The following is an 18,007-nucleotide window of genomic DNA, read 5'->3' as shown; positions in this document are numbered from 1 at the left end:
TCATGTAGGAAAGCAACTCTATTTTTTTTGCGCTAATCGGGACTCATTATGACCTATAGGGTCTTATTTAGTCCATGATAGCAGAATAGGAGGAATTTACATGGTAGTCAAAGAGAAAGTTGTAAATGAAATGCAGGAAGTAAAAGAGATGATTGATACGTTAGTGAATAACGGTCGAAAGGCTTTACAAGCATTAGAAAGTTTTACACAAGAGCAAATTGACAACATTGTTCATGAAATGGCATTAGCAGGTGTTGATCAACATATGCCGCTTGCGAAGTTGGCTGTTGAAGAAACAGGTCGTGGTGTATATGAAGATAAATGTATTAAAAATATTTTTGCTACTGAATATATTTGGCATAGCATAAAAAAAGATAAAACAGTAGGGATTATTCACGAAGATCCTCATGAAGAAATAATAGAAATTGCGGAACCTGTCGGTGTAGTAGCTGGGGTAACGCCAGTAACGAATCCAACGTCGACAACAATGTTTAAAGCATTAATCGCGATGAAAACGAGAAATCCAATTATTTTCGCATTTCATCCTTCAGCACAAAACTGTTCCATTGCAGCGGCGAAAACAGTATATGATGCAGCGGTGAAGGCCGGGGCACCAAAACATTGTATTCAGTGGATTGAAAGACCTTCTGTCGAAGCAACGAAACAATTAATGAACCATGAAGGTGTTGCGCTTGTTTTGGCAACTGGAGGAGCAGGTATGGTGAAATCAGCTTATTCTACTGGAAAACCAGCGCTAGGTGTAGGTCCTGGTAATGTACCATGCTATATAGAGAAATCAGCGCATATAAAACGAGCTGTTAATGATTTAATTTTATCAAAAACATTTGATAACGGTATGATTTGTGCATCAGAACAAGCAATCATTGTAGACAAGGAAATTTATGATGATGTGAAAAAAGAAATGATTGCAAACAATTGTTACTTTGTAACAGAAGAAGAGAGAAGAAAATTAGAAAAGCTTGTTATTAATGAAAATACATGTGCAGTAAATAGTGATATTGTAGGGAAATCAGCACAGTACATTGCCGCATTAGTTGGAATTACTGTGCCTGAAAATACAAAAATGCTTGTAGCTGAAATACAAGGTATCGGAGAAGCATATCCACTATCTCGTGAGAAACTGAGTCCAGTATTAGCTTGTGTAAAAGCAAATTCACTAGAAGAGGGACTTACATATTGCGAAGACATGTTAGACCTTGGTGGTTTAGGACATTCAGCAGTCATTCATTCTACAAATAAAGAAGTACAAAAACAATTTGGATTACGTATGAAAGCTTGCCGTCTTATTGTAAACGCTCCTTCATCACAAGGTGGAATCGGTGATATATATAATGGATTTATTCCATCACTTACGCTCGGTTGCGGCTCGTATGGGAAAAACTCAGTTTCTCAAAACGTAACAGCGACGCATTTATTAAATATAAAAAGGTTGGCAAATAGAAAAAAGAATATGCAGTGGTTCAAATTACCACCAAAAATTTATTTTGAAAAACATGCGACAGCATATTTAGCAAATATGCCTAACATTTCACGTGCATTTATTGTAACGGATCCAGGAATGGTTGAGCACGGATATGTAGATACGGTTACGCATTATTTACGTAAACATGCAAATGATGTAAAAGTCGAAGTTTTCTTTGAGGTCGAGCCAGATCCATCAGATGAAACTGTGTTTAAAGGTGCGGAAATGATGAGAAGTTTTAAGCCAGATGTAATTATCGCACTTGGTGGTGGTTCAGCTATGGATGCAGCGAAAGGGATGTGGCTTTTCTATGAGCAACCAGAAACAACATTCTATGGAATTAAACAGAAGTTTTTAGATATAAGAAAACGTACATGTAAATATCCGGAATTAGGAAGTAAGGCGCAGTTTGTTGCCATTCCAACAACATCAGGAACAGGATCAGAAGTAACACCATTTGCGGTTATTACAGATAAGAAAAATAATATAAAGTATCCGCTCGCGGATTATGAATTAACACCAGATGTAGCAATTGTTGATCCACAGTTTGTAATGACAGTACCACCACATGTAACAGCAGACACTGGTATGGACGTATTAACGCATGCAATCGAGGCGTATGTGTCTGTTCTAGCAAATGACTATACAGATGGATTAGCATTAAAGGCCATTGATCTCGTATTTAAATATTTACCAAGAGCATTTAAAGATGGAAATGACGAAGAAGCACGAGAAAAAATGCATAATGCTTCTGCAATCGCAGGGATGGCATTTGCAAATGCTTTCTTAGGTATTAATCACAGCTTAGCACATAAAATTGGACCGGAATTTCATATTCCGCATGGGCGTGCGAATGCAATTCTTATGCCGCACGTAGTTCGCTATAATGCTATTAAGCCAAGAAAACACGCATTGTTCCCAAAATATGAGCACTTTGTGGCTGATGAACGTTATGCACATATTGCGAGAATGCTCGGGCTTCCAGCAGGCTCGACAGCAGAAGGTGTGGAATCCCTCGTCCAAGCAATTATTGAGCTTGGAAAAAGCTTAAATATAAATATGAGTATTGCAGGACAAGGAGTTGCTAAAGACCAATTTGAAGAGGTTGTTGGATTATTAGCAGAAAGAGCTTTTGAAGATCAATGTACAACAGCTAATCCGAAATTACCTCTCATTTCAGAGTTGAAAGAAATTTATATGGAAGCATATAAAGGGGAGTAATGGGTATGAAAGAGTCGCAATAAAGCGGCTCTTTTTCATTTGGAAAACATCTCCCAGAATGGCTGTATTTACTGGTCTTTAAGTTTAATAGAATATGATACAGTGAAATAGAGGAGTGAGAATATAATGAAAGAATTACAAGGAAAAATAGAAGATTATACTCGGTTCGGACAAATCCTTCTCGCTGTAAGTACATTGTTAATGGTTGGCTTATTGATTCCGAATGGAGCAAAAGAAGCAATACAATCTTTTGTTATGATGGGGAGTACCGTTATATTTTTAAGTTTATCATTCTTTTTCTTTCAGCGTGTGAAAATGATGCGAGAACAGTTAGAGGGAAACGAATGTGAGTAATATTATGAAATAGAGCACTACGAAAAGAACGAATCTTTTTGTAGTGCTTTTTGTTTTTGTAAAAAATGTATGCGGTTTATATTGACAATGATAATCCTTATCAATTAAAGTAGAATAGTAGTTAATGATTATCATTATCATTTAGAGGTGGAAGAATGAAAAAATCTATTACGCTATTCACAGCGATTTTATCTATTTTTTTCTTGTTAATAGGTTGCAATGCAAAGGGAGACGAAAAAGCATCTGCAACAAAAACAGAAAAAGGAAAAGAGAAAATCGAAGTTACCGACCTATCAGGAAGAAAGGTAACATTCGATAAAGTGCCAGAGAGTTTTGCAACATTAAGTATGGGGGACATGAATATTATTCATGCTTTAGGCGGAAAAATAGTAGGTCGTCCGGATGCAAAAATAACTCTTCCAGAGGATGTAAAGAAAGTACAAGTAATCGGGAATGCACATCAACCGAATTTTGAGCAAATCGCTAGTTTAAAACCGGATGTACTTATTGCTAACAATGGGTTTCAAAAGAATGTTCCAACGGTTGAAGGACAAGGAACGAAAGTAATGATTTCTTCTGCGAATTCTGTACAAGATATTCAAAAGAATATTGAACTATATGGAACGATAATGAAGAAAGAAGATAAAGCAAAAGAACTTAATCAAAAAATTAATGATCAAATGAAGACATATGAGAAAAAGAGTGATGTGAAAGCACTGTTAGTATACGGAGCACCAGGTACTTATTTAGCAGCATTACCAACATCTTTATCAGGTAATATTTTAGAAAAAACAGGCGGAAAAAATATTGCAGCTGATTTTCCGGAAATGAAGGAATATCCGCAATATGCGCAGCTAAGTGTAGAACGTATTATTGAGGCAAATCCAGATGTGATTTATTTAATTACACATGGAGATCCAAATAGCGTTAAAAAAGCATTTGAAGGCGAAATGATGAAAAATGAAGCGTGGAAAAATTTAGATGCAGTAAAACAAAATCGTGTAGTTATTTTGCCACCAGACTTATTTGGATCAAATCCTGGAACAAAAGTTACAGAAGCAATGGACTTTATGTATAAAAGTATACAAGATGTAAGGAAATGATACGTATGGAAAGTAGTGAAGTAGTAAGGGAAAAGGAACATCCTTTTGCGAAAAAAAGATGGATAATAGCAGTTACTTTAGTTGTATTAACGATTCTAGGTCTTTTTTACGGTCTTTTCGCAGGAAGCCTATCCTTTTCTTTACGAGAAATTCTAACAGGGATAGAAGATGAAGGTTCGACGGTTCATCGAATTGTATGGGACCTTCGTATACCGAGAGTGCTCGTTGGATTTATAGTAGGAACATGTTTAGCAGCATCTGGTGCACTGCTGCAAGGGGTTATGAGAAATCCTCTTGCAGACCCTGGTATTATCGGGGTTTCATCTGGAGCAGGCCTTGTAGCAATTGTAATTATGATTTTATTCCCTCAGCATATGGCATTTTTACCGCTCGGGGCGTTTATAGGAGCTTTCATAACGGCGATGGTCATTTATGCTTTATCATGGCAAAAAGGGGCGCCGCCTTCAAGGATTGTCTTAGTAGGTGTATCAATCAATGCATTAATTGGTGCAGCGACGTCAGCGTTAATGTTATTACATAGTGACAAAGTACAATCGGTGTTACCCTGGTTAGCAGGTGGCATTGGTGGTGTAAGTTGGGCACATTTAAACATGATTATTTATTATGCACTATTCGCTATTATATTAGCCTTCTTTGGTATAAAGCATATTCGAGTATTAATGCTTGGAGATGAAATGGCGAAATTATTAGGTCATAACGTGGAGAGAAGCCGGTTTTATTTAATAGTAGTAAGTACACTATTAGCTGGAATTGCAGTTAGTGTTTCTGGTCTTATTGGATTTGTCGGTCTTGTTGTACCACATATGTTACGTTTATTAGTTGGAAATGACTATAAATATTTACTGCCATTATCATGCCTTGGTGGAGGGATATTACTTGTTTTCGCGGATGCGATAGCTCGAAGTTGGTTCGATCCAATTGAATTGCCTGTCGGTATTTTATTATCCTTCTTAGGCGGTCCGTTCTTCTTATATTTAATTCATAGAGGGGGGAAACAACGTGATTTCCGTTAATAAAGTGTTTTACGCACATTCTGAAAGATTTCAAATGCAAAATATGAATGTACATATTAAAGCTGGAGAGGTCGTTAGTTTAATTGGACCGAATGGATCAGGGAAATCTACTTTGCTTCGTTTAATGGCAAGACTACTTAAACAAAGTGAAGGGGATATCATTTTAGATGGAAAAAGTATTCATACGATGAAAAGTGCCGATGTAGCGAAGCAATTAGCGATGTTACCACAAATGCATGATCATCAATTAGATTTAACAGTGAAAGAATTAATCGAATTTGGAAGAGGACCTCATAAATCATGGAGAGGTCGCTTAAATAAAGACGATGAAAAAATTGTTGATTGGGCATTGTCTGTTACAAATCTTCAAGGGTATGAATATCGCCTTTTGCAATCTTTATCAGGAGGAGAAAGACAACGTGCCTGGATTGCAATGACGCTAGCACAACGTACAAATGTCTTATTATTAGATGAGCCAACAACCTTTTTAGATATCGTTCATCAGTTGGAAGTAATGGAACTTGTGAAACGGTTAAACGAGGAGTTTGGCATGACAATTGTAATGGTTTTACATGATATTAACCAAGCGGCTCAATATAGTGATCGTTTACTCGTATTAAAGCGAGGGCAGCTTCAGTATGACGGTATACCAGAAGAAGTGTTATGTCATGAAATGTTTCAACGTGTGTTCGGCATAGAGGTAGATATTTTTCAAGGAAGTGACAAGCCATTTTTCATACCAAAACGAATTTCTAAAAAAGGAGGAGCAAGATGCGAACAGAAGAATGTATTACCACTGAGTTAGTAAGAGAATTTGTTATGGCAGCTCACGGAGATTTAGAAAAAGTACAAGAACTGTTGGCTGAATCGCCAAGCTTACTTCATGCCTCTTACAATTGGGGCGGATCAGATTGGGAAAGTGCGTTAGGAGCGGCGGCACATGTAGGTCGTAAAGATATTGCTCTCTATTTACTAGAAAAGGGTGCTCGAATGGACATTTTCGCGGCCGCGATGCTTGGAGAATTAGAAGTTGTACAAGCTATTTTAGTAGCACAACCAGAGGCATTGCGTGCATCGGGTCCACATGGTATTTCCCTTCTTCAACATGCACGAATGGGTGGAGAACAAGCACAGCGTGTATTTGAGTACTTAACGGTGATCTCTTAATGACCGCAAAGGTTCTTATGTGCGGTAAACTTTTCACTTTCATATAATTGAAAAGTTTACCGCCCGTTAGAACGGGATAAGTATCTAGTATATTTGAAAATCCTACACCCCCCTCAATTGTAGTTTTCTTTATGCTAGTTATGATATGGATGCAGTAGACAATATTTTGTCTACTGCCTTTTTTAGATTCTTGAGGGATTGAATATTCTGTATTTTATTCTTGGTTCATTTATAATAGATAGTAACATTTTAGTATATATACAAAACATGATCGTGTAGTTAAGTACAAATTCGTGGGAAGGAGTGCAGAGATGTTTCATACAGATCGTTTACAAATTCGCAAATATACAATGGATGATTTGCAGTTCTATGCTTCGCTATGGGGAAATGAGAAGGTAATGCGCTATATTGGAAATGGGACGTTAAAAACATATATGCAATGTAAAAAAAGTTTGGAGGAGTGGGTGATTCCTAGCTATAAAAACGGTCTTGGTTTATTTGTATTGATTGAAAAGGAAACGGGAATACGAATTGGTCATGCAGGGTTAGTAAAGCAGCAGATAGATGGAAAAGAAGAAATTGAAATTGGTTATTGGTTATTACCTCAGTATTGGGGAAAAGGGTATGCGAAAGAAGCAGCGGCAGCATTTCGAGACTATGGTTTCCAAGCGTTACGAATGAATAAATTAATTTCTCTTATTAATCCGGATCACCCCGCCTCAATCTTTGTTGCTAGAAAAACAGGGCTTAGTTATGAGAAAACAACTTCATTTCATGGGATGGACGTTCTTGTTTATTCCATTAAACGCGTTGGATGAAAAAAGGTAAATTGCATCTTTTGAAGAATGGTATATAAAAATAAAGGGGGGATTACATGTATATTTATCATAATGGCCTTATTATTCGTGAGGGAACGAATGGTGTGCCAGCATATGCAATTAAAACTTTATTCGAAGATGCTGGTTGGAGTAATGATGATATCCCTTCTTGGCAAATTGAAAAATTCACGATAGCATTCGAAAATTCAACATGGGCATTCACAATTTGGGATGAAGAAGAGATGATTGCGATGGTTAGAGTCATTTCTGATGGAATCATGATCGCGAACATAGTAAATTTAGTTGTGAAATGTGAATATAGAGGGAAGGGATTAGGTAAGAAACTTGTCGCTCTTTGTTTGCAAAAGTTGCCACATGGAGACTGGTTTGCACATACATCTGCGAGTAATTTTGATTTTTATAGAAGTTGTGGTTTTGAGGTGAGAGAATTATCGAGAAATGGAACATGTGCGTACTACGGGTATCAAGTAGCAAAAAAAGATGGGCACCGATAAAAGTAAGATAGTGTAGAAAAAGGATGCTATTTTAATAATATAAACTGAACTGAGACTCATTTTATGATAAAATAAAAGAAAATTCTGTTTATTAAACGGGGGATAAAAATGAATGTAAAAGTTGGGGATGTATTTAAATACGAAAGAAGATTTACTGAGGAAGAGGTTTTTGAATTTGCAAATATTACAGGAGATAAAGGTAGGCATCATATGGAATATGATGAAAAAGGACGTTTAATGGTTCATGGTTTATTAACTGCTAGTATTGGAACGAAAGTAGGAGAAGAATTACATTACATAGCAAGAGAATTAGTAAGTGAGTTTATTAGACCGGTTTTTACAGGAGATACGATCACTTGTGAATTAACTTTAACAAATATTGAACAGATGGAAGGATATAAAAAGGTTTCAATCGAGTCAGTTTATCGCAATCAACATGAAAAGACTGTACTAGTTGGGACAAGTTATGGCGTTATAAGGGGATAAAAAAGAAGCCTGATTTACAGGCTTCTTTTTTATTTAATAAACACGTTTTCGATTTTCTGCATGACTAGAGATGAGTAATAATGCAGTTTCTTCCCCTATATTACGAACGATATGAGGAACACATGCATTCCAGGAGAAAGAATCACCTTCTTCTACTATTGCAATATCTTCTCCATGTTGAACTTCTAGTTTTCCGCGTAATACAAGGTGACATTCTTCCCCTTCATGGGCATTTGGTATATTTTCTTTCGGAAACCCAGCAGGAATTTCCACGAGGTTTAGGCGGAGGCCACCTTGCTCTGCAACATGTTCAATTCTTTGTTCATCTTTTCCGTATACACTGTATTTACGCTCTACCTTTTTGACAACTTTCAACCGATCTTTTTGTTCTAATAATAAATAGGGAAGGGGAACGTTTAAAAAATTGGAGATTGTTTCTAAAGTTGAGATAGATGGTGATGTTTTATTATTTTCAACCTGACTCATAAATCCTTTAGAAAGACCTGTTCCCTCACAAATTTGTGCGATTGTTATGCCTCTACGTTGACGAATTTCACGTATTGCAGAACCAATATTCATAAAATCAAGCTCCTTTTTGTAAACAACTATTTGTATCATAGCAAAAAAAATATATTTTTTCCCAGTGAAAATGAATTGACGAATAAAAAAAATTAGTGTATGTTTTGTAATGTAAATAAAAGTTTTGTATAAGAAAACTATAAAGGAGAGAATGAAATGAATCAACATATCGGTAACTTAATTATTCGTATCGTGTTAGGGGTAACATTCTTTATGCACGGTTTAACAAAATTCCAATCGGGGATTGACAATATTGCAGGGTGGTTTACAAGCATTGGTTTACCAGGAGGTCTTGCATACGGTGTAGCAACAGCGGAAGTAGTTGGTGGTATATTGTTAATTCTAGGTTTAGGTGTTAGATATATTGGATTATTATTTGCACTTGTAATGGTTGGAGCAATTGTAAAAGTAAAATGGTCAGCTGGTTTATTAGGGGATGGAAAAAATCCTGGCTTCGAATTAGAACTTGCATTGTTAGCAATGGGTGCGTACTTATTTGTTGCGAAAGCAGACGGTTTTGTAGATAATTTCTTAAAAGAGAAAATGTCAAAGAAGAACTAAATTAAATGGGGGGCTAACAAGATGAGTTTTCAACTTCATCCCGATACAACACTTGATGTTGTTCATTTATATGTATCAAATATAAAGAAATCACTAGAGTTTTATACAGAAGTACTAAGTATGAAAGTACTAAAAGAAGATGAAATGGTCGTTACATTTGGGAATGAAAATAACGAACCACTCCTTATCATTGAAGAAAAGAAAGAAGCTTTACCAAAGCAAAGAGGGAGAACGGGGTTATATCATTACGCAATTTTACTACCACGTAGACAGGATTTAGCGAATATTCTTCGTCATCTTGTAGAAATGGTATATCCACTGCACGGCGGAGCCGACCATTACTTTAGTGAGGCCCTCTATTTAGCTGATCCAGATGGAAACGGGATTGAAATTTATCATGATCGCCAAAAAGAAGTTTGGCGTGATGAGAATGGAGAACTACCATTTGTTAGTAACCCGTTAGCTGGTGAAGAATTATTGCAGCAAGGAATTGCGTGGAATGGTTTTCCAGCTGGTACTGTGATGGGGCATATTCATTTCCATGTAGCTGATTTGGAAGAAGCGAAACGTTTCTATGTGGATGGTCTTGGTTTTGAAGTAACAATCCCAGCTCGTAATGGCGCGTTGTTCGTATCGGCAGGTGGCTATCATCACCATATCGGTTTAAATACGTGGCATGGTGAAGGAATACCGCCGCAAATGCCAAATTCTGTTGGCTTGAAATATTTCACAATTGTACTAGCAGATGAAAAACAAAAAGAGCAAGTATGTGAAAGCTTAAAAAATATTGGCAAGATTGCTACGTACAAAGATGGAATATTACAAGCCCAAGATCCATTTGGACATTGTATCCATTTCAAAATTAAAGGAGAAGCCTAAAAAAGGCTTCTCTTTTTTTACTTTCTTATAATTGCTTTTTCGTTTTGTAAAAATAGTTCATTAAACTGCTTTGCAAGCTCAAAATCTAGTTTCGTTAAACCTTTTGCATTCCAAGATGACAAAGTAATAATGACTGCTTTATACTGGATAAGGATAAATGGATGGTGATTACGTTCTTCTGATAGTTTGGCGGCTTCAGAGACAAATTCGACTCCTTTTAAGTAGTCGGAAAACATATATTTTCGTTCAATCCATTTTTCATCTTTTATCATCCATTTATCCACCTTTAATAATTCCCCTTGAACTTCTTCTTCAGTTAATCGTAGCATCATTTTTCACATCCTTTACATGCAGTAGTGCAAGACCATTGTTAATAAGGCGTGTTACAGCTTCGTCAGTTGTGAAAGTAGAAAGTTGTTGTAATAATGCTGCTGATGTTTCGTGTCCTTTGTTATGCTCTAAAAGTAATTCTAATATTTCAAGGCGAAGCAGCCATTCTTTCAGATAAAATTTATTTAATACCTCTTGAATTGCTACTAATTGATCGACATGTGCGTCGTGTAAAATACCTCCACCTCGAATATCACGAACTGTTTGATACATACGATCCAGCTCAGTTAATGCAAGAGGTGCTGGAGTTTCCTCTGTTTCTTCATCAATTGGGAAAAATGATGCTGCATCTGCTGCTCCTGGGAATACTGAAATGATTTGTGAGCCAACAGCCATATCAAATGCGCCCCATGAAGCATCAAATAATACGCGGGCGTTATAAGTAACTGTGCAATCGATAAAGGAAATAAGAGCAATTTTCTTATCGTTTTTTATAATATCTGTTACTTTTCCTTTTACATGAATACCACTTGCAAAAGTAAACTCAGCAATATTTCCAATTGTAATTCCTAATGATTGTAGTTGTTCATCTGTACAATTTTCTAATGCAATATTTTCAGTGAGTAATCCAATTGGTGTTCCAAAGCCGTCACTGTGTATAGATGTAGAATGATTCGCTAGTTGTTTATTATGAATTGCTAATGCAGTTGGTGAATTTGTTCGCATGTAAATCACTTTACCTGCATCGTTTTCAATTGTCTCGCTGAATGTACCTGTAATCTGTAATCCACTAGTTAGTTCAGCAGTTGCATAGTTTTCAGAGCGAATCGCTTTTTCTAAACCTTCCTTTCCACCTGTTTTAAAGGCCATCGTTTCAGCAAATGTCTCAAGTGCTTCAGTCAGCTCTTCAAATGATTCACAAACAAATAGTTGTGGTTGCATTTTTGTTACGTCATAAGTTGTACCTGTACATGCCTCGATAGAGAATGGAACCTTTTCTACAGCGTCCGTTAAGCAATGTTTGCTTTCGCCAACAGAAGAAAGGAGACCAGCACCATATATTTTTGGAGCATCTATATTTCCGATTAACCCATATTCTACTGTCCACCAGAAAAGACGTGAAATTTGTTCAGCTTCTGATAAACCAGAAACTAATTTTTGTTTTTCAATTACAGTATTTTCAGCAGCGGCAACTTCGTCAGGAGTAGAAGTAGGGCTTTCTTTTACGATTGTTAATGTACGAACAGCTTCAAAAGCATCATGTTCTTCTTTTGTGGAGAAAGCTTTCGCACCAATTTGTCCAAAGCGTTTCACATACTTCGCATATGTAGGATCCAGTAAAATAGGTGCGTGTCCTGCTGCTTCGTGTACGATATCTGGAGCTGGTGTATACTCGATATTTTCTACTTTGCGAATATCTGTTGCGATTGGTAGTAATCCGTGTCCTTGGAAATCAAAGAATGCTACGCCGGGAATAAGTCCATCAATTGTTACAGCTCCCCATCCGCTTGGTGCTAAACAGTCATTCATTTCTTCTACCTTTGGAATTGCATCTATATTTATACCAGATGATTGTAGTCCGTTCACATAGGCTGGATGAGCAACGTCTTTTAAGAAACTATGATTTTGTCTCATAATGTAACGCCAAACAGCGTGATTCACCGGTGTATATTGATCATAATGCTGCGTGGATACGAATGGTTTTAAATGCGATGGAATTTCTGTTTTCTTTGTCATTTAGACATCCTCCTTGTTTTCTATAAAATTGAATATTGGTTGGGTATAGCTGGAACCACCACCTTTCAAAATTGTAAGCGCTTATAAAATTTTATCATAAGATTCGGAATTATTTAACATTTGTTTCTGTGAGAAATAGAAAAAGCCCCTATCGGAAAATCCGATAGGGGCGAAAGAATCGCGGTACCACCCTATTTGTAAGTGAAAAAATACTTACATCTCAATTAATGATAACGGAAAAACTCCGTCTTTTCCTTCATGCGTACAAGCACTACGAAAAAGAAGCTCCAGAATTGTAATTCATATTTATATATGTGCTAATTTCCACCGACCATTAGCTCTCTGTAACAGGGATATAAGATATTACTGCGATTCTTTCAACGCGTATATATGAAATTGTGCAAAAGGGAAGGACGCAAAAAAGCCCCTATCGGAAAATCCGATAGGGACGATAAAAATCGCGGTACCACCCTAATTGTAAACAGAAAAATTGTTTACCACTCACTTTAAGATAACGGAAAGATCCGCCTTTCTCTTCATGCATTATGTGCACTACGGGAAAGAAGCTCCAGAATTGTAATTCACGCTTGTATATGTACTGATTCGCACCAACCATCAGTTCTCTGAGACAGGGATATAAGTCGCTACTAGTATTCCTTCAAAGCCGATATATAATTCGTTCAACTAAACTATGTTTCGTATTATAAAACTATTTTTAAAAGATTGTCAACAATAATTTTATCTCGCTATTTGTGGGCAGTAAAACTCCTACCTCAAAATTCGGCCGGAGCAAAGAAGTTAGATGGAAGCTTTACTGTCCGTAAACGTCCGATTAGTGAGGGCTGATTAAAGTTTCACTTTATTTCACTTCTAAATCAACATTTAAATTAGATGTATTTCCAGCTGCATCAGTTGCTACAATATGAATAGTATTTTTTCCTTCTTGTAATTGGTTACGATCGAAATAAATGTCGTAACTTTTCTCCCAAGGATTCAGGAACGCACTTTCCCACACACCATTGTCGTTAATTTCATATTGCATTCTCACTGGAATACCAGGTGCAACCCAACCAGATTCTGTCATCCAATCTAGTAGGATATCGTCAACTTTCCCTCTAATAACAAGATTTTCTTGATCAATTTCGTGTGTTAACTTAGGGGCTGTTCGGTCGATAAATACAGCTCCTGTTTGCTTTGTTTCTCCACCCGAGGTAGAAGCGACAGCTTCGATTTGGTATAAGCCATCAGGTAGAGGAGATCCATCAGTTTTTGTACCATTCCATTTGAAAGATTTATAACCTGGTGTTTCGTTTTTACCTTGATATACCGTGCCTTGATATGTCACACGGTCTTTCGTGATTAAATTGGCATGAAACGCTATATCTTCAACTGGTGTAACTAAATAGTAATTGATTAGGTTGTCATCTAATATTTTGTCATTATTTGGACTGAAAGTAGAATTAACGATTTCAAGGCCATCAATACGCTTGTATTCTTTCGGATCGATACTAAATGTAAATGGAATACGCATTTCTTCAGTTTTCCCTTGCTCTTTTACATACAGATTCCCTGTATATACGCCTTGCGGTAAGGAGCTATCTACAGTAATAGTAAAAGGTTTTTCAATATTACTATTCGGTTTCATACTAATAGAAGAAGGGAAAGAAGTTTGGATTTTTGTTTTTGTATCTAGTAATTCAATACGAGTTGAAAAGTTTTTCTTTTTGTTAGAAAGATTTTGTAACGTAATATTTTGTGTTAGTTTCACTTTGCCGCTATTCGGTTTAATAAGACCGAAACTTACATTGTTCGGTTTTACTAACGCATCCGTTTGAGCTGCTTTCGGAATGTTAATTAAACCTGATCCTTGTGCCATAACAGGATATGTATTTTCATTGACATCTTTTAATGTTTTTGCAGTGTTGGCAAGAGCAGATTTCAATTGTTCTGTCGTCCAATCAGGATGCATTTGACGTAGTAAGGCAACAGCTCCTGCTACTTGTGGCGCAGCCATACTTGTTCCGTTGTGAGATTCATAGCCACCCCTTGGTACCGTACTAGTAATTTGTACGCCAGGTGCAACAACATCAGGTTTTATGAGCCAACTTCCTTGTGATGGTCCTCTTGAGCTGAAGTTACCAATAAGTTCTGTTTTGTTCGGTTGTCCAATCTTTATATTTTTCTTTCTTTTTGTAATTAAATTTTTCAATTCTTCGCCATTTGTACTTGATAGTTGCATAACTGGAAGAGCTATCTCTTCACGGCCAAAATATTCAGGCATAATATTAATTTCTTTTTCATTAGAAATTAGTAGCACCCCGATAGCTCCAGCTTGTTTCGCTTGTTCTGCCTTTACTAACGTGCTCGAAGTTCCTTGTAAAACAAGGGCGAACTTACCTTTCACATCTTGTTTAGCGTAATCGCTTGAATTACCGTAGCCAACATAGACAAGCTGAGCATCGTTTCCTACTTGGAAATCTGCTTTTGATAACGGTAATCCTTGATAAGATTTATTAGAACCAGCTACTTGGAATGTTGGGAATGGAATAGAAACAGTTGATGCGCCAACAGAGATGACACTACTTGCGTTACCAGGAGCATCAACAGACCAAGGTTTTGGTCCATCATTTCCATTTGAAACGACTGGAGTAACACCAAGTTTTGCTGCGCGTTCTAACGTCATTGTTACAGGTTGATCAGGGACATTCAAATCTTGACCGAGAGATAGATTTAAAACATCTGCACCATCTTGAATAGCGCGCTCAATACCTTGAAGAATATCTTCGGTCGTACCAGTACCGCTATCATTCATTACACGATAGGCTAGAATAGACGCATTTGGAGCAACGCCTTTAATTTTTCCGTTACCAGCAATAATACCAGCTACATGAGTACCGTGTACGTTACCATCCATCGGATCGTTATCTTCATCGACTGTATCGTATCCACCGATATAGTTTGCTTGTAAGTCGGGGTGTGTATAGTTTACGCCAGAATCAATAATAGCGACTTTCATACCTTTTCCATCAAGCGGTTTGCCAGATGGATCTTTTAAATTCCATGCTTCAGGTGCACCGATTGTCGGTCCGCCGATATTTGGCGCTTCTTCTTTAGTTGCGCTTTTTGCTGTTTCATGCAATTTATATGTTAAGTTCGGATAAACAGCTTTTACCTCAGGTAAAGAGGCTAAAGCAGCAACTTGATCTCCTGGGATAGAAATAGAGAATCCAGAAAATAACGTACTATACGTTTCTTTTATCTTTGCTTTTGGTGCTTTTTCTTTAATTTTCTTTGTTGTATCCTCTTGCGCCTTTTTTAGTTGTGCATGGTATGATTGCACATTTCCATTTTTTAAATCTGGAGCATGCTGAATGTTACTTTGTGAAGCGAGCGGAGCATGTTGCAATTCTACAATGACTGAAATTTCTTTTGATGTTTTTGTTTCAACATTTTGCGCGATTTTGTTTTCTCCCCATTGCTCAATATTCGCTTTTAACTGTGGACTAAATTGCTTCTCCTTTTGTAGCGATTCAGCATGCGCGCTTAAAGCTCCAAAACTAGAAAAGACAAGCGCCATACTTAATAGTGCAGATGTAGTTTTGTTCATTGAAACTCCCCCTAATAAAAAGTGCCAATATTCCGAAAAGTTATCTTACATTTTTGTTCTGAAATATAAAATCGAATGTTGGCTAAACTATACTTTCGACATAATTCATACCAATCCTCTTTGAATTAAAAATTTCTTGGGAAATTTTTTGGAATTATGTCGAATGGCTCATACACAGTGGGGGGAAGCACATCCTTACTGTGTATAAATCCACAACAATTGTGCAATTAATATGGAGCGAAATTAGCATATAGTAAGCGGAATATGAGGAATGCTATAAGAAAAATGGAGGGACATATGAAAAAAATTATCGTGAGTAGTAGTGTGGTTTTGTTTATTTTTTTATCTTCAATTTTTAGTACTAGTGCGGAACATAATGGGGTGAAGGTTGCTTTTATTCGTCATCATGATCTTTGGGTTAAAATTGATGGAAAAGAAAAACAAATAACAAAAGGCGAGTACATAACAGGGCCGAAATGGTCTCATGATGGAGAATGGATTTCTTATGCTAAAGGAAAGAAGCAAAACACCTTGGAGTTGTACCGACTGGAAGATGGAAAAAAAGTTAGGCCGTTGCAATCTGAGGTATCGAATTATCAATGGTCACCGAAAGAGAATATAATTGCATTTGTATTTGCAAATACATTAAATACGTTTGATGTCAAAAATAAGAATACAGATTTTGAAAATGTGTCAGCTGGTGTAGGTGATTATGCATGGTACCCTGATGGAAAGAAGTTTCTTGTATCTTCTGAAGCACACTTACTTCCAACAGGATGGACAGGAGCTCAGCTATATGAAGTGCAAAAAGATGCACATATGAATCCTCACAAAATGAAGCATTTGTATGCATTACCAAATGAACATGATGATTTTCTAGCGCTAGTTGCAAGTGGGTTTGAGTGGTCACCGAATCAAAGGTGGATTTCATTTTTAGCGGTACCGACAGCTTCGTGGTCAGCTGATAGTAATACGCTTTGCTTAGTTCGAGCAGATGGCAGTCGATTTGAAAAAGTAGATCAAATGTTATTAAACACACAATGGTTCAAATGGGCGCCATCCAAGAATATTTTAGCTTATATTGAAGGAAGCGGAAGAGTTGCGTTAGAGAATAAACATTTAAAAGTAAAAGAGCTGCCGGCACTTCAGCAGAACACCTTTACGCCGAAAGGATATGTCGATTGGGATTTTGTATGGAAGAACGATAAAGTAATGATCGTTTCACGAGCAAAAGAGGCAGGGATAGAAACTCCGCCAGAAAAAAGGCCACTGCCATCCTTATATGAGATCGATAGTACAAGCGACGAACAACATCAAATCACAAAGCCACCCCATAAGCAAGGTGACTATCATCCCATCTTTATGAAGAAGAACAATCAATTGATATGGATACGTTCAGACCGTAAGAAAGCCAATGTATGGCTTTCCAGTAGTGATGGAAAACAGGAAAAGAAGTGGATTGAAAATATAGATGTACCAGAATGGTATTATGAGAAATGGAACTGGGAAAATGTTATCTCGGTGAAAGAAGAATAAAAAAAACTGCCTAAAAGATAATTTTAGGCAGTTTTTTTTATTGTTATTTATGTGTTTTATTTGGCTTTTTTTTCGCGGGGTTTCCGTTTCCCTGATGCTTTCTATTTTGTTCATCTTTTGCTTGTTTTTCATGTAGTGTATCTAAAAAGTCATTCGAGTTACTCATTTTTATATCGCTCCTTTCATTTCGTCCTAATTACTATAACCATTTAGGAGGATAATCATGAGATAAAAGTTAAGCGCTTAATTTTCTTCGATAGTATACGTAAAATATGCCATACGTAATAAATAGCATAAGTAAAACTTGTAACTCTACATTTTCTTTTAAAATAGTTGCGACAGAAGATGGTAAGTAAGGTGATGTATTACTCGTTCCTAAACCTAACCATTTGTTTAAGAGGTTAATGATACAAAACATGAAAACACCAGACCAGCTTGCAATAATTGCTTTCTGTTTAATTTTTGTTTCACGTTCATCATCTGTAATCCAAGGATTAGCAGTTTTATCACTATTAAAAAATCCATTTATGTATCCCCATATGATCATTCCGATAAAGGCGATAATTCATTTCATATTTGTGATTCACCTCTCTCTTG

General features: G+C 36.7%; 18 protein-coding genes and 2 other annotated features. Of the genes, 12 read left to right on the top strand and 6 right to left on the bottom strand.

All coding sequences use genetic code 11. From position 1 onward, the window contains the following. Window positions 1-100: 100 nt before the first annotated feature. From adhE to CER22_RS03130, 9 genes are all read left to right on the top strand, one after another. The gene (gene adhE, locus CER22_RS03175) at window positions 101-2,704 is read left to right on the top strand and encodes a bifunctional acetaldehyde-CoA/alcohol dehydrogenase (protein ID WP_088608169.1); all 2,604 of its coding nucleotides are present in this window, start codon (window positions 101-103) and stop codon (window positions 2,702-2,704) included. A 126-nt stretch (window positions 2,705-2,830) separates the two neighbouring features. Then, complete coding sequence (locus CER22_RS03170; protein ID WP_000661457.1) at window positions 2,831-3,058, top strand: YrhC family protein; 228 nt, start codon at window positions 2,831-2,833, stop codon at window positions 3,056-3,058. Between the two features lie 155 nt (window positions 3,059-3,213). Further along, entirely contained in the window at window positions 3,214-4,161 is a 948-nt protein-coding gene (locus CER22_RS03160; RefSeq protein ID WP_048541454.1) for an ABC transporter substrate-binding protein, read from the top strand. A gap of 5 nt (window positions 4,162-4,166) precedes the next feature. Further along, the gene (locus CER22_RS03155; protein WP_060488239.1) at window positions 4,167-5,195 is read left to right on the top strand and encodes a FecCD family ABC transporter permease; all 1,029 of its coding nucleotides are present in this window, start codon (window positions 4,167-4,169) and stop codon (window positions 5,193-5,195) included. Continuing rightward, a complete protein-coding gene (locus CER22_RS03150) occupies window positions 5,182-6,000 on the top strand; it encodes an ABC transporter ATP-binding protein (protein ID WP_088123434.1) in 819 nt (272 codons plus the stop codon). Before CER22_RS03155 ends, CER22_RS03150 begins: the two co-directional genes overlap by 14 nt. Beyond that, window positions 5,967-6,362 (top strand): ankyrin repeat domain-containing protein, encoded by a 396-nt coding sequence (locus CER22_RS03145; protein WP_087985284.1) that lies wholly within the window; start codon window positions 5,967-5,969, stop codon window positions 6,360-6,362. The genes CER22_RS03150 and CER22_RS03145 overlap by 34 nt, the downstream gene beginning before the upstream one ends. 311 nt (window positions 6,363-6,673) lie before the next feature. Then, the gene (locus CER22_RS03140) at window positions 6,674-7,180 is read left to right on the top strand and encodes a GNAT family N-acetyltransferase (protein WP_000469127.1); all 507 of its coding nucleotides are present in this window, start codon (window positions 6,674-6,676) and stop codon (window positions 7,178-7,180) included. A gap of 56 nt (window positions 7,181-7,236) precedes the next feature. Continuing rightward, window positions 7,237-7,695: a GNAT family N-acetyltransferase gene (locus tag CER22_RS03135; RefSeq protein ID WP_087985282.1), complete on the top strand. Its 459-nt coding sequence runs from the start codon at window positions 7,237-7,239 to the stop codon at window positions 7,693-7,695. Between the two features lie 108 nt (window positions 7,696-7,803). Continuing rightward, entirely contained in the window at window positions 7,804-8,181 is a 378-nt protein-coding gene (locus tag CER22_RS03130; protein ID WP_001101451.1) for a MaoC/PaaZ C-terminal domain-containing protein, read from the top strand. 33 nt (window positions 8,182-8,214) lie between these two features. Here CER22_RS03130 and CER22_RS03125 read toward each other — a convergent pair whose 3' ends face one another. Next, a complete protein-coding gene (locus CER22_RS03125; protein ID WP_001020697.1) occupies window positions 8,215-8,760 on the bottom strand; it encodes a helix-turn-helix domain-containing protein in 546 nt (181 codons plus the stop codon). Window positions 8,761-8,916: 156 nt separating this feature from the next. On the opposite strand from CER22_RS03125, the gene CER22_RS03120 reads away from it, so the two are divergent. Further along, window positions 8,917-9,321, top strand: coding sequence for a DoxX family protein (locus CER22_RS03120; RefSeq protein WP_001071550.1), 405 nt, complete (start codon window positions 8,917-8,919; stop codon window positions 9,319-9,321). 21 nt (window positions 9,322-9,342) lie between these two features. Then, on the top strand, window positions 9,343-10,200 hold the full coding sequence (locus tag CER22_RS03115; protein WP_088608168.1) for a VOC family protein: 858 nt from the start codon (window positions 9,343-9,345) through the stop codon (window positions 10,198-10,200). Between the two features lie 17 nt (window positions 10,201-10,217). Here CER22_RS03115 and CER22_RS03110 read toward each other — a convergent pair whose 3' ends face one another. The 3 genes from CER22_RS03110 to CER22_RS03095 form a co-directional block, all read right to left on the bottom strand. Continuing rightward, window positions 10,218-10,532 (bottom strand): 4a-hydroxytetrahydrobiopterin dehydratase, encoded by a 315-nt coding sequence (locus CER22_RS03110; protein WP_087985280.1) that lies wholly within the window; start codon window positions 10,530-10,532, stop codon window positions 10,218-10,220. Beyond that, window positions 10,513-12,267: an aromatic amino acid hydroxylase gene (locus CER22_RS03105; RefSeq protein WP_088064447.1), complete on the bottom strand. Its 1,755-nt coding sequence runs from the start codon at window positions 12,265-12,267 to the stop codon at window positions 10,513-10,515. The genes CER22_RS03110 and CER22_RS03105 overlap by 20 nt, the downstream gene beginning before the upstream one ends. A gap of 162 nt (window positions 12,268-12,429) precedes the next feature. Then, window positions 12,430-12,657 (bottom strand) — a binding site (T-box leader). A gap of 51 nt (window positions 12,658-12,708) precedes the next feature. Next, window positions 12,709-12,938 (bottom strand) — a binding site (T-box leader). A 188-nt stretch (window positions 12,939-13,126) separates the two neighbouring features. Further along, window positions 13,127-15,874 carry a S8 family serine peptidase gene (locus tag CER22_RS03095; protein WP_088608166.1) on the bottom strand — a complete coding sequence of 916 codons (2,748 nt, stop codon included), beginning with the start codon at window positions 15,872-15,874 and terminating at the stop codon, window positions 13,127-13,129. Between the two features lie 297 nt (window positions 15,875-16,171). Between CER22_RS03095 and CER22_RS03090 the strand changes: the two genes are divergently transcribed. Continuing rightward, a complete protein-coding gene (locus tag CER22_RS03090; protein WP_088608165.1) occupies window positions 16,172-17,410 on the top strand; it encodes a TolB family protein in 1,239 nt (412 codons plus the stop codon). 43 nt (window positions 17,411-17,453) lie between these two features. Here the strand turns inward: CER22_RS03090 and CER22_RS03085 are convergent, their stop codons facing one another. Together CER22_RS03085 and CER22_RS03080 are read right to left on the bottom strand one after the other, a co-directional pair. After that, on the bottom strand, window positions 17,454-17,576 hold the full coding sequence (locus tag CER22_RS03085) for a DUF4023 domain-containing protein (protein WP_002173541.1): 123 nt from the start codon (window positions 17,574-17,576) through the stop codon (window positions 17,454-17,456). A gap of 69 nt (window positions 17,577-17,645) precedes the next feature. Beyond that, complete coding sequence (locus tag CER22_RS03080; protein WP_088608164.1) at window positions 17,646-17,957, bottom strand: phosphoglycerate mutase; 312 nt, start codon at window positions 17,955-17,957, stop codon at window positions 17,646-17,648. Window positions 17,958-18,007: the final 50 nt, after the last annotated feature.

This window comes from Bacillus sp. K2I17, from assembly GCF_002209985.1.
In the GTDB taxonomy this organism is placed as follows: Bacteria; Bacillota; Bacilli; order Bacillales; family Bacillaceae_G; genus Bacillus_A; species Bacillus_A wiedmannii.
This window is presented reverse-complemented; position numbering and strand designations above follow the sequence as displayed.

What these genes read in the sequence shown, in the direction of transcription:
- CER22_RS03130 (WP_001101451.1), top strand. Translation starts at nt 7,804, where the DNA reads ATGAATGTAAAAGTTGGGGATGTATTTAAATACGAAAGAAGATTTACT.
- CER22_RS03170 (WP_000661457.1), top strand. Translation starts at nt 2,831, where the DNA reads ATGAAAGAATTACAAGGAAAAATAGAAGATTATACTCGGTTCGGACAA.
- CER22_RS03155 (WP_060488239.1), top strand. Translation starts at nt 4,167, where the DNA reads ATGGAAAGTAGTGAAGTAGTAAGGGAAAAGGAACATCCTTTTGCGAAA.
- adhE (WP_088608169.1), top strand. Translation starts at nt 101, where the DNA reads ATGGTAGTCAAAGAGAAAGTTGTAAATGAAATGCAGGAAGTAAAAGAG.
- CER22_RS03125 (WP_001020697.1), bottom strand. Translation starts at nt 8,760, where the DNA reads ATGAATATTGGTTCTGCAATACGTGAAATTCGTCAACGTAGAGGCATA.
- CER22_RS03080 (WP_088608164.1), bottom strand. Translation starts at nt 17,957, where the DNA reads ATGATCATATGGGGATACATAAATGGATTTTTTAATAGTGATAAAACT.
- CER22_RS03120 (WP_001071550.1), top strand. Translation starts at nt 8,917, where the DNA reads ATGAATCAACATATCGGTAACTTAATTATTCGTATCGTGTTAGGGGTA.
- CER22_RS03145 (WP_087985284.1), top strand. Translation starts at nt 5,967, where the DNA reads ATGCGAACAGAAGAATGTATTACCACTGAGTTAGTAAGAGAATTTGTT.
- CER22_RS03140 (WP_000469127.1), top strand. Translation starts at nt 6,674, where the DNA reads ATGTTTCATACAGATCGTTTACAAATTCGCAAATATACAATGGATGAT.
- CER22_RS03160 (WP_048541454.1), top strand. Translation starts at nt 3,214, where the DNA reads ATGAAAAAATCTATTACGCTATTCACAGCGATTTTATCTATTTTTTTC.
- CER22_RS03135 (WP_087985282.1), top strand. Translation starts at nt 7,237, where the DNA reads ATGTATATTTATCATAATGGCCTTATTATTCGTGAGGGAACGAATGGT.
- CER22_RS03105 (WP_088064447.1), bottom strand. Translation starts at nt 12,267, where the DNA reads ATGACAAAGAAAACAGAAATTCCATCGCATTTAAAACCATTCGTATCC.
- CER22_RS03085 (WP_002173541.1), bottom strand. Translation starts at nt 17,576, where the DNA reads ATGAGTAACTCGAATGACTTTTTAGATACACTACATGAAAAACAAGCA.
- CER22_RS03095 (WP_088608166.1), bottom strand. Translation starts at nt 15,874, where the DNA reads ATGAACAAAACTACATCTGCACTATTAAGTATGGCGCTTGTCTTTTCT.
- CER22_RS03110 (WP_087985280.1), bottom strand. Translation starts at nt 10,532, where the DNA reads ATGATGCTACGATTAACTGAAGAAGAAGTTCAAGGGGAATTATTAAAG.
- CER22_RS03115 (WP_088608168.1), top strand. Translation starts at nt 9,343, where the DNA reads ATGAGTTTTCAACTTCATCCCGATACAACACTTGATGTTGTTCATTTA.
- CER22_RS03090 (WP_088608165.1), top strand. Translation starts at nt 16,172, where the DNA reads ATGAAAAAAATTATCGTGAGTAGTAGTGTGGTTTTGTTTATTTTTTTA.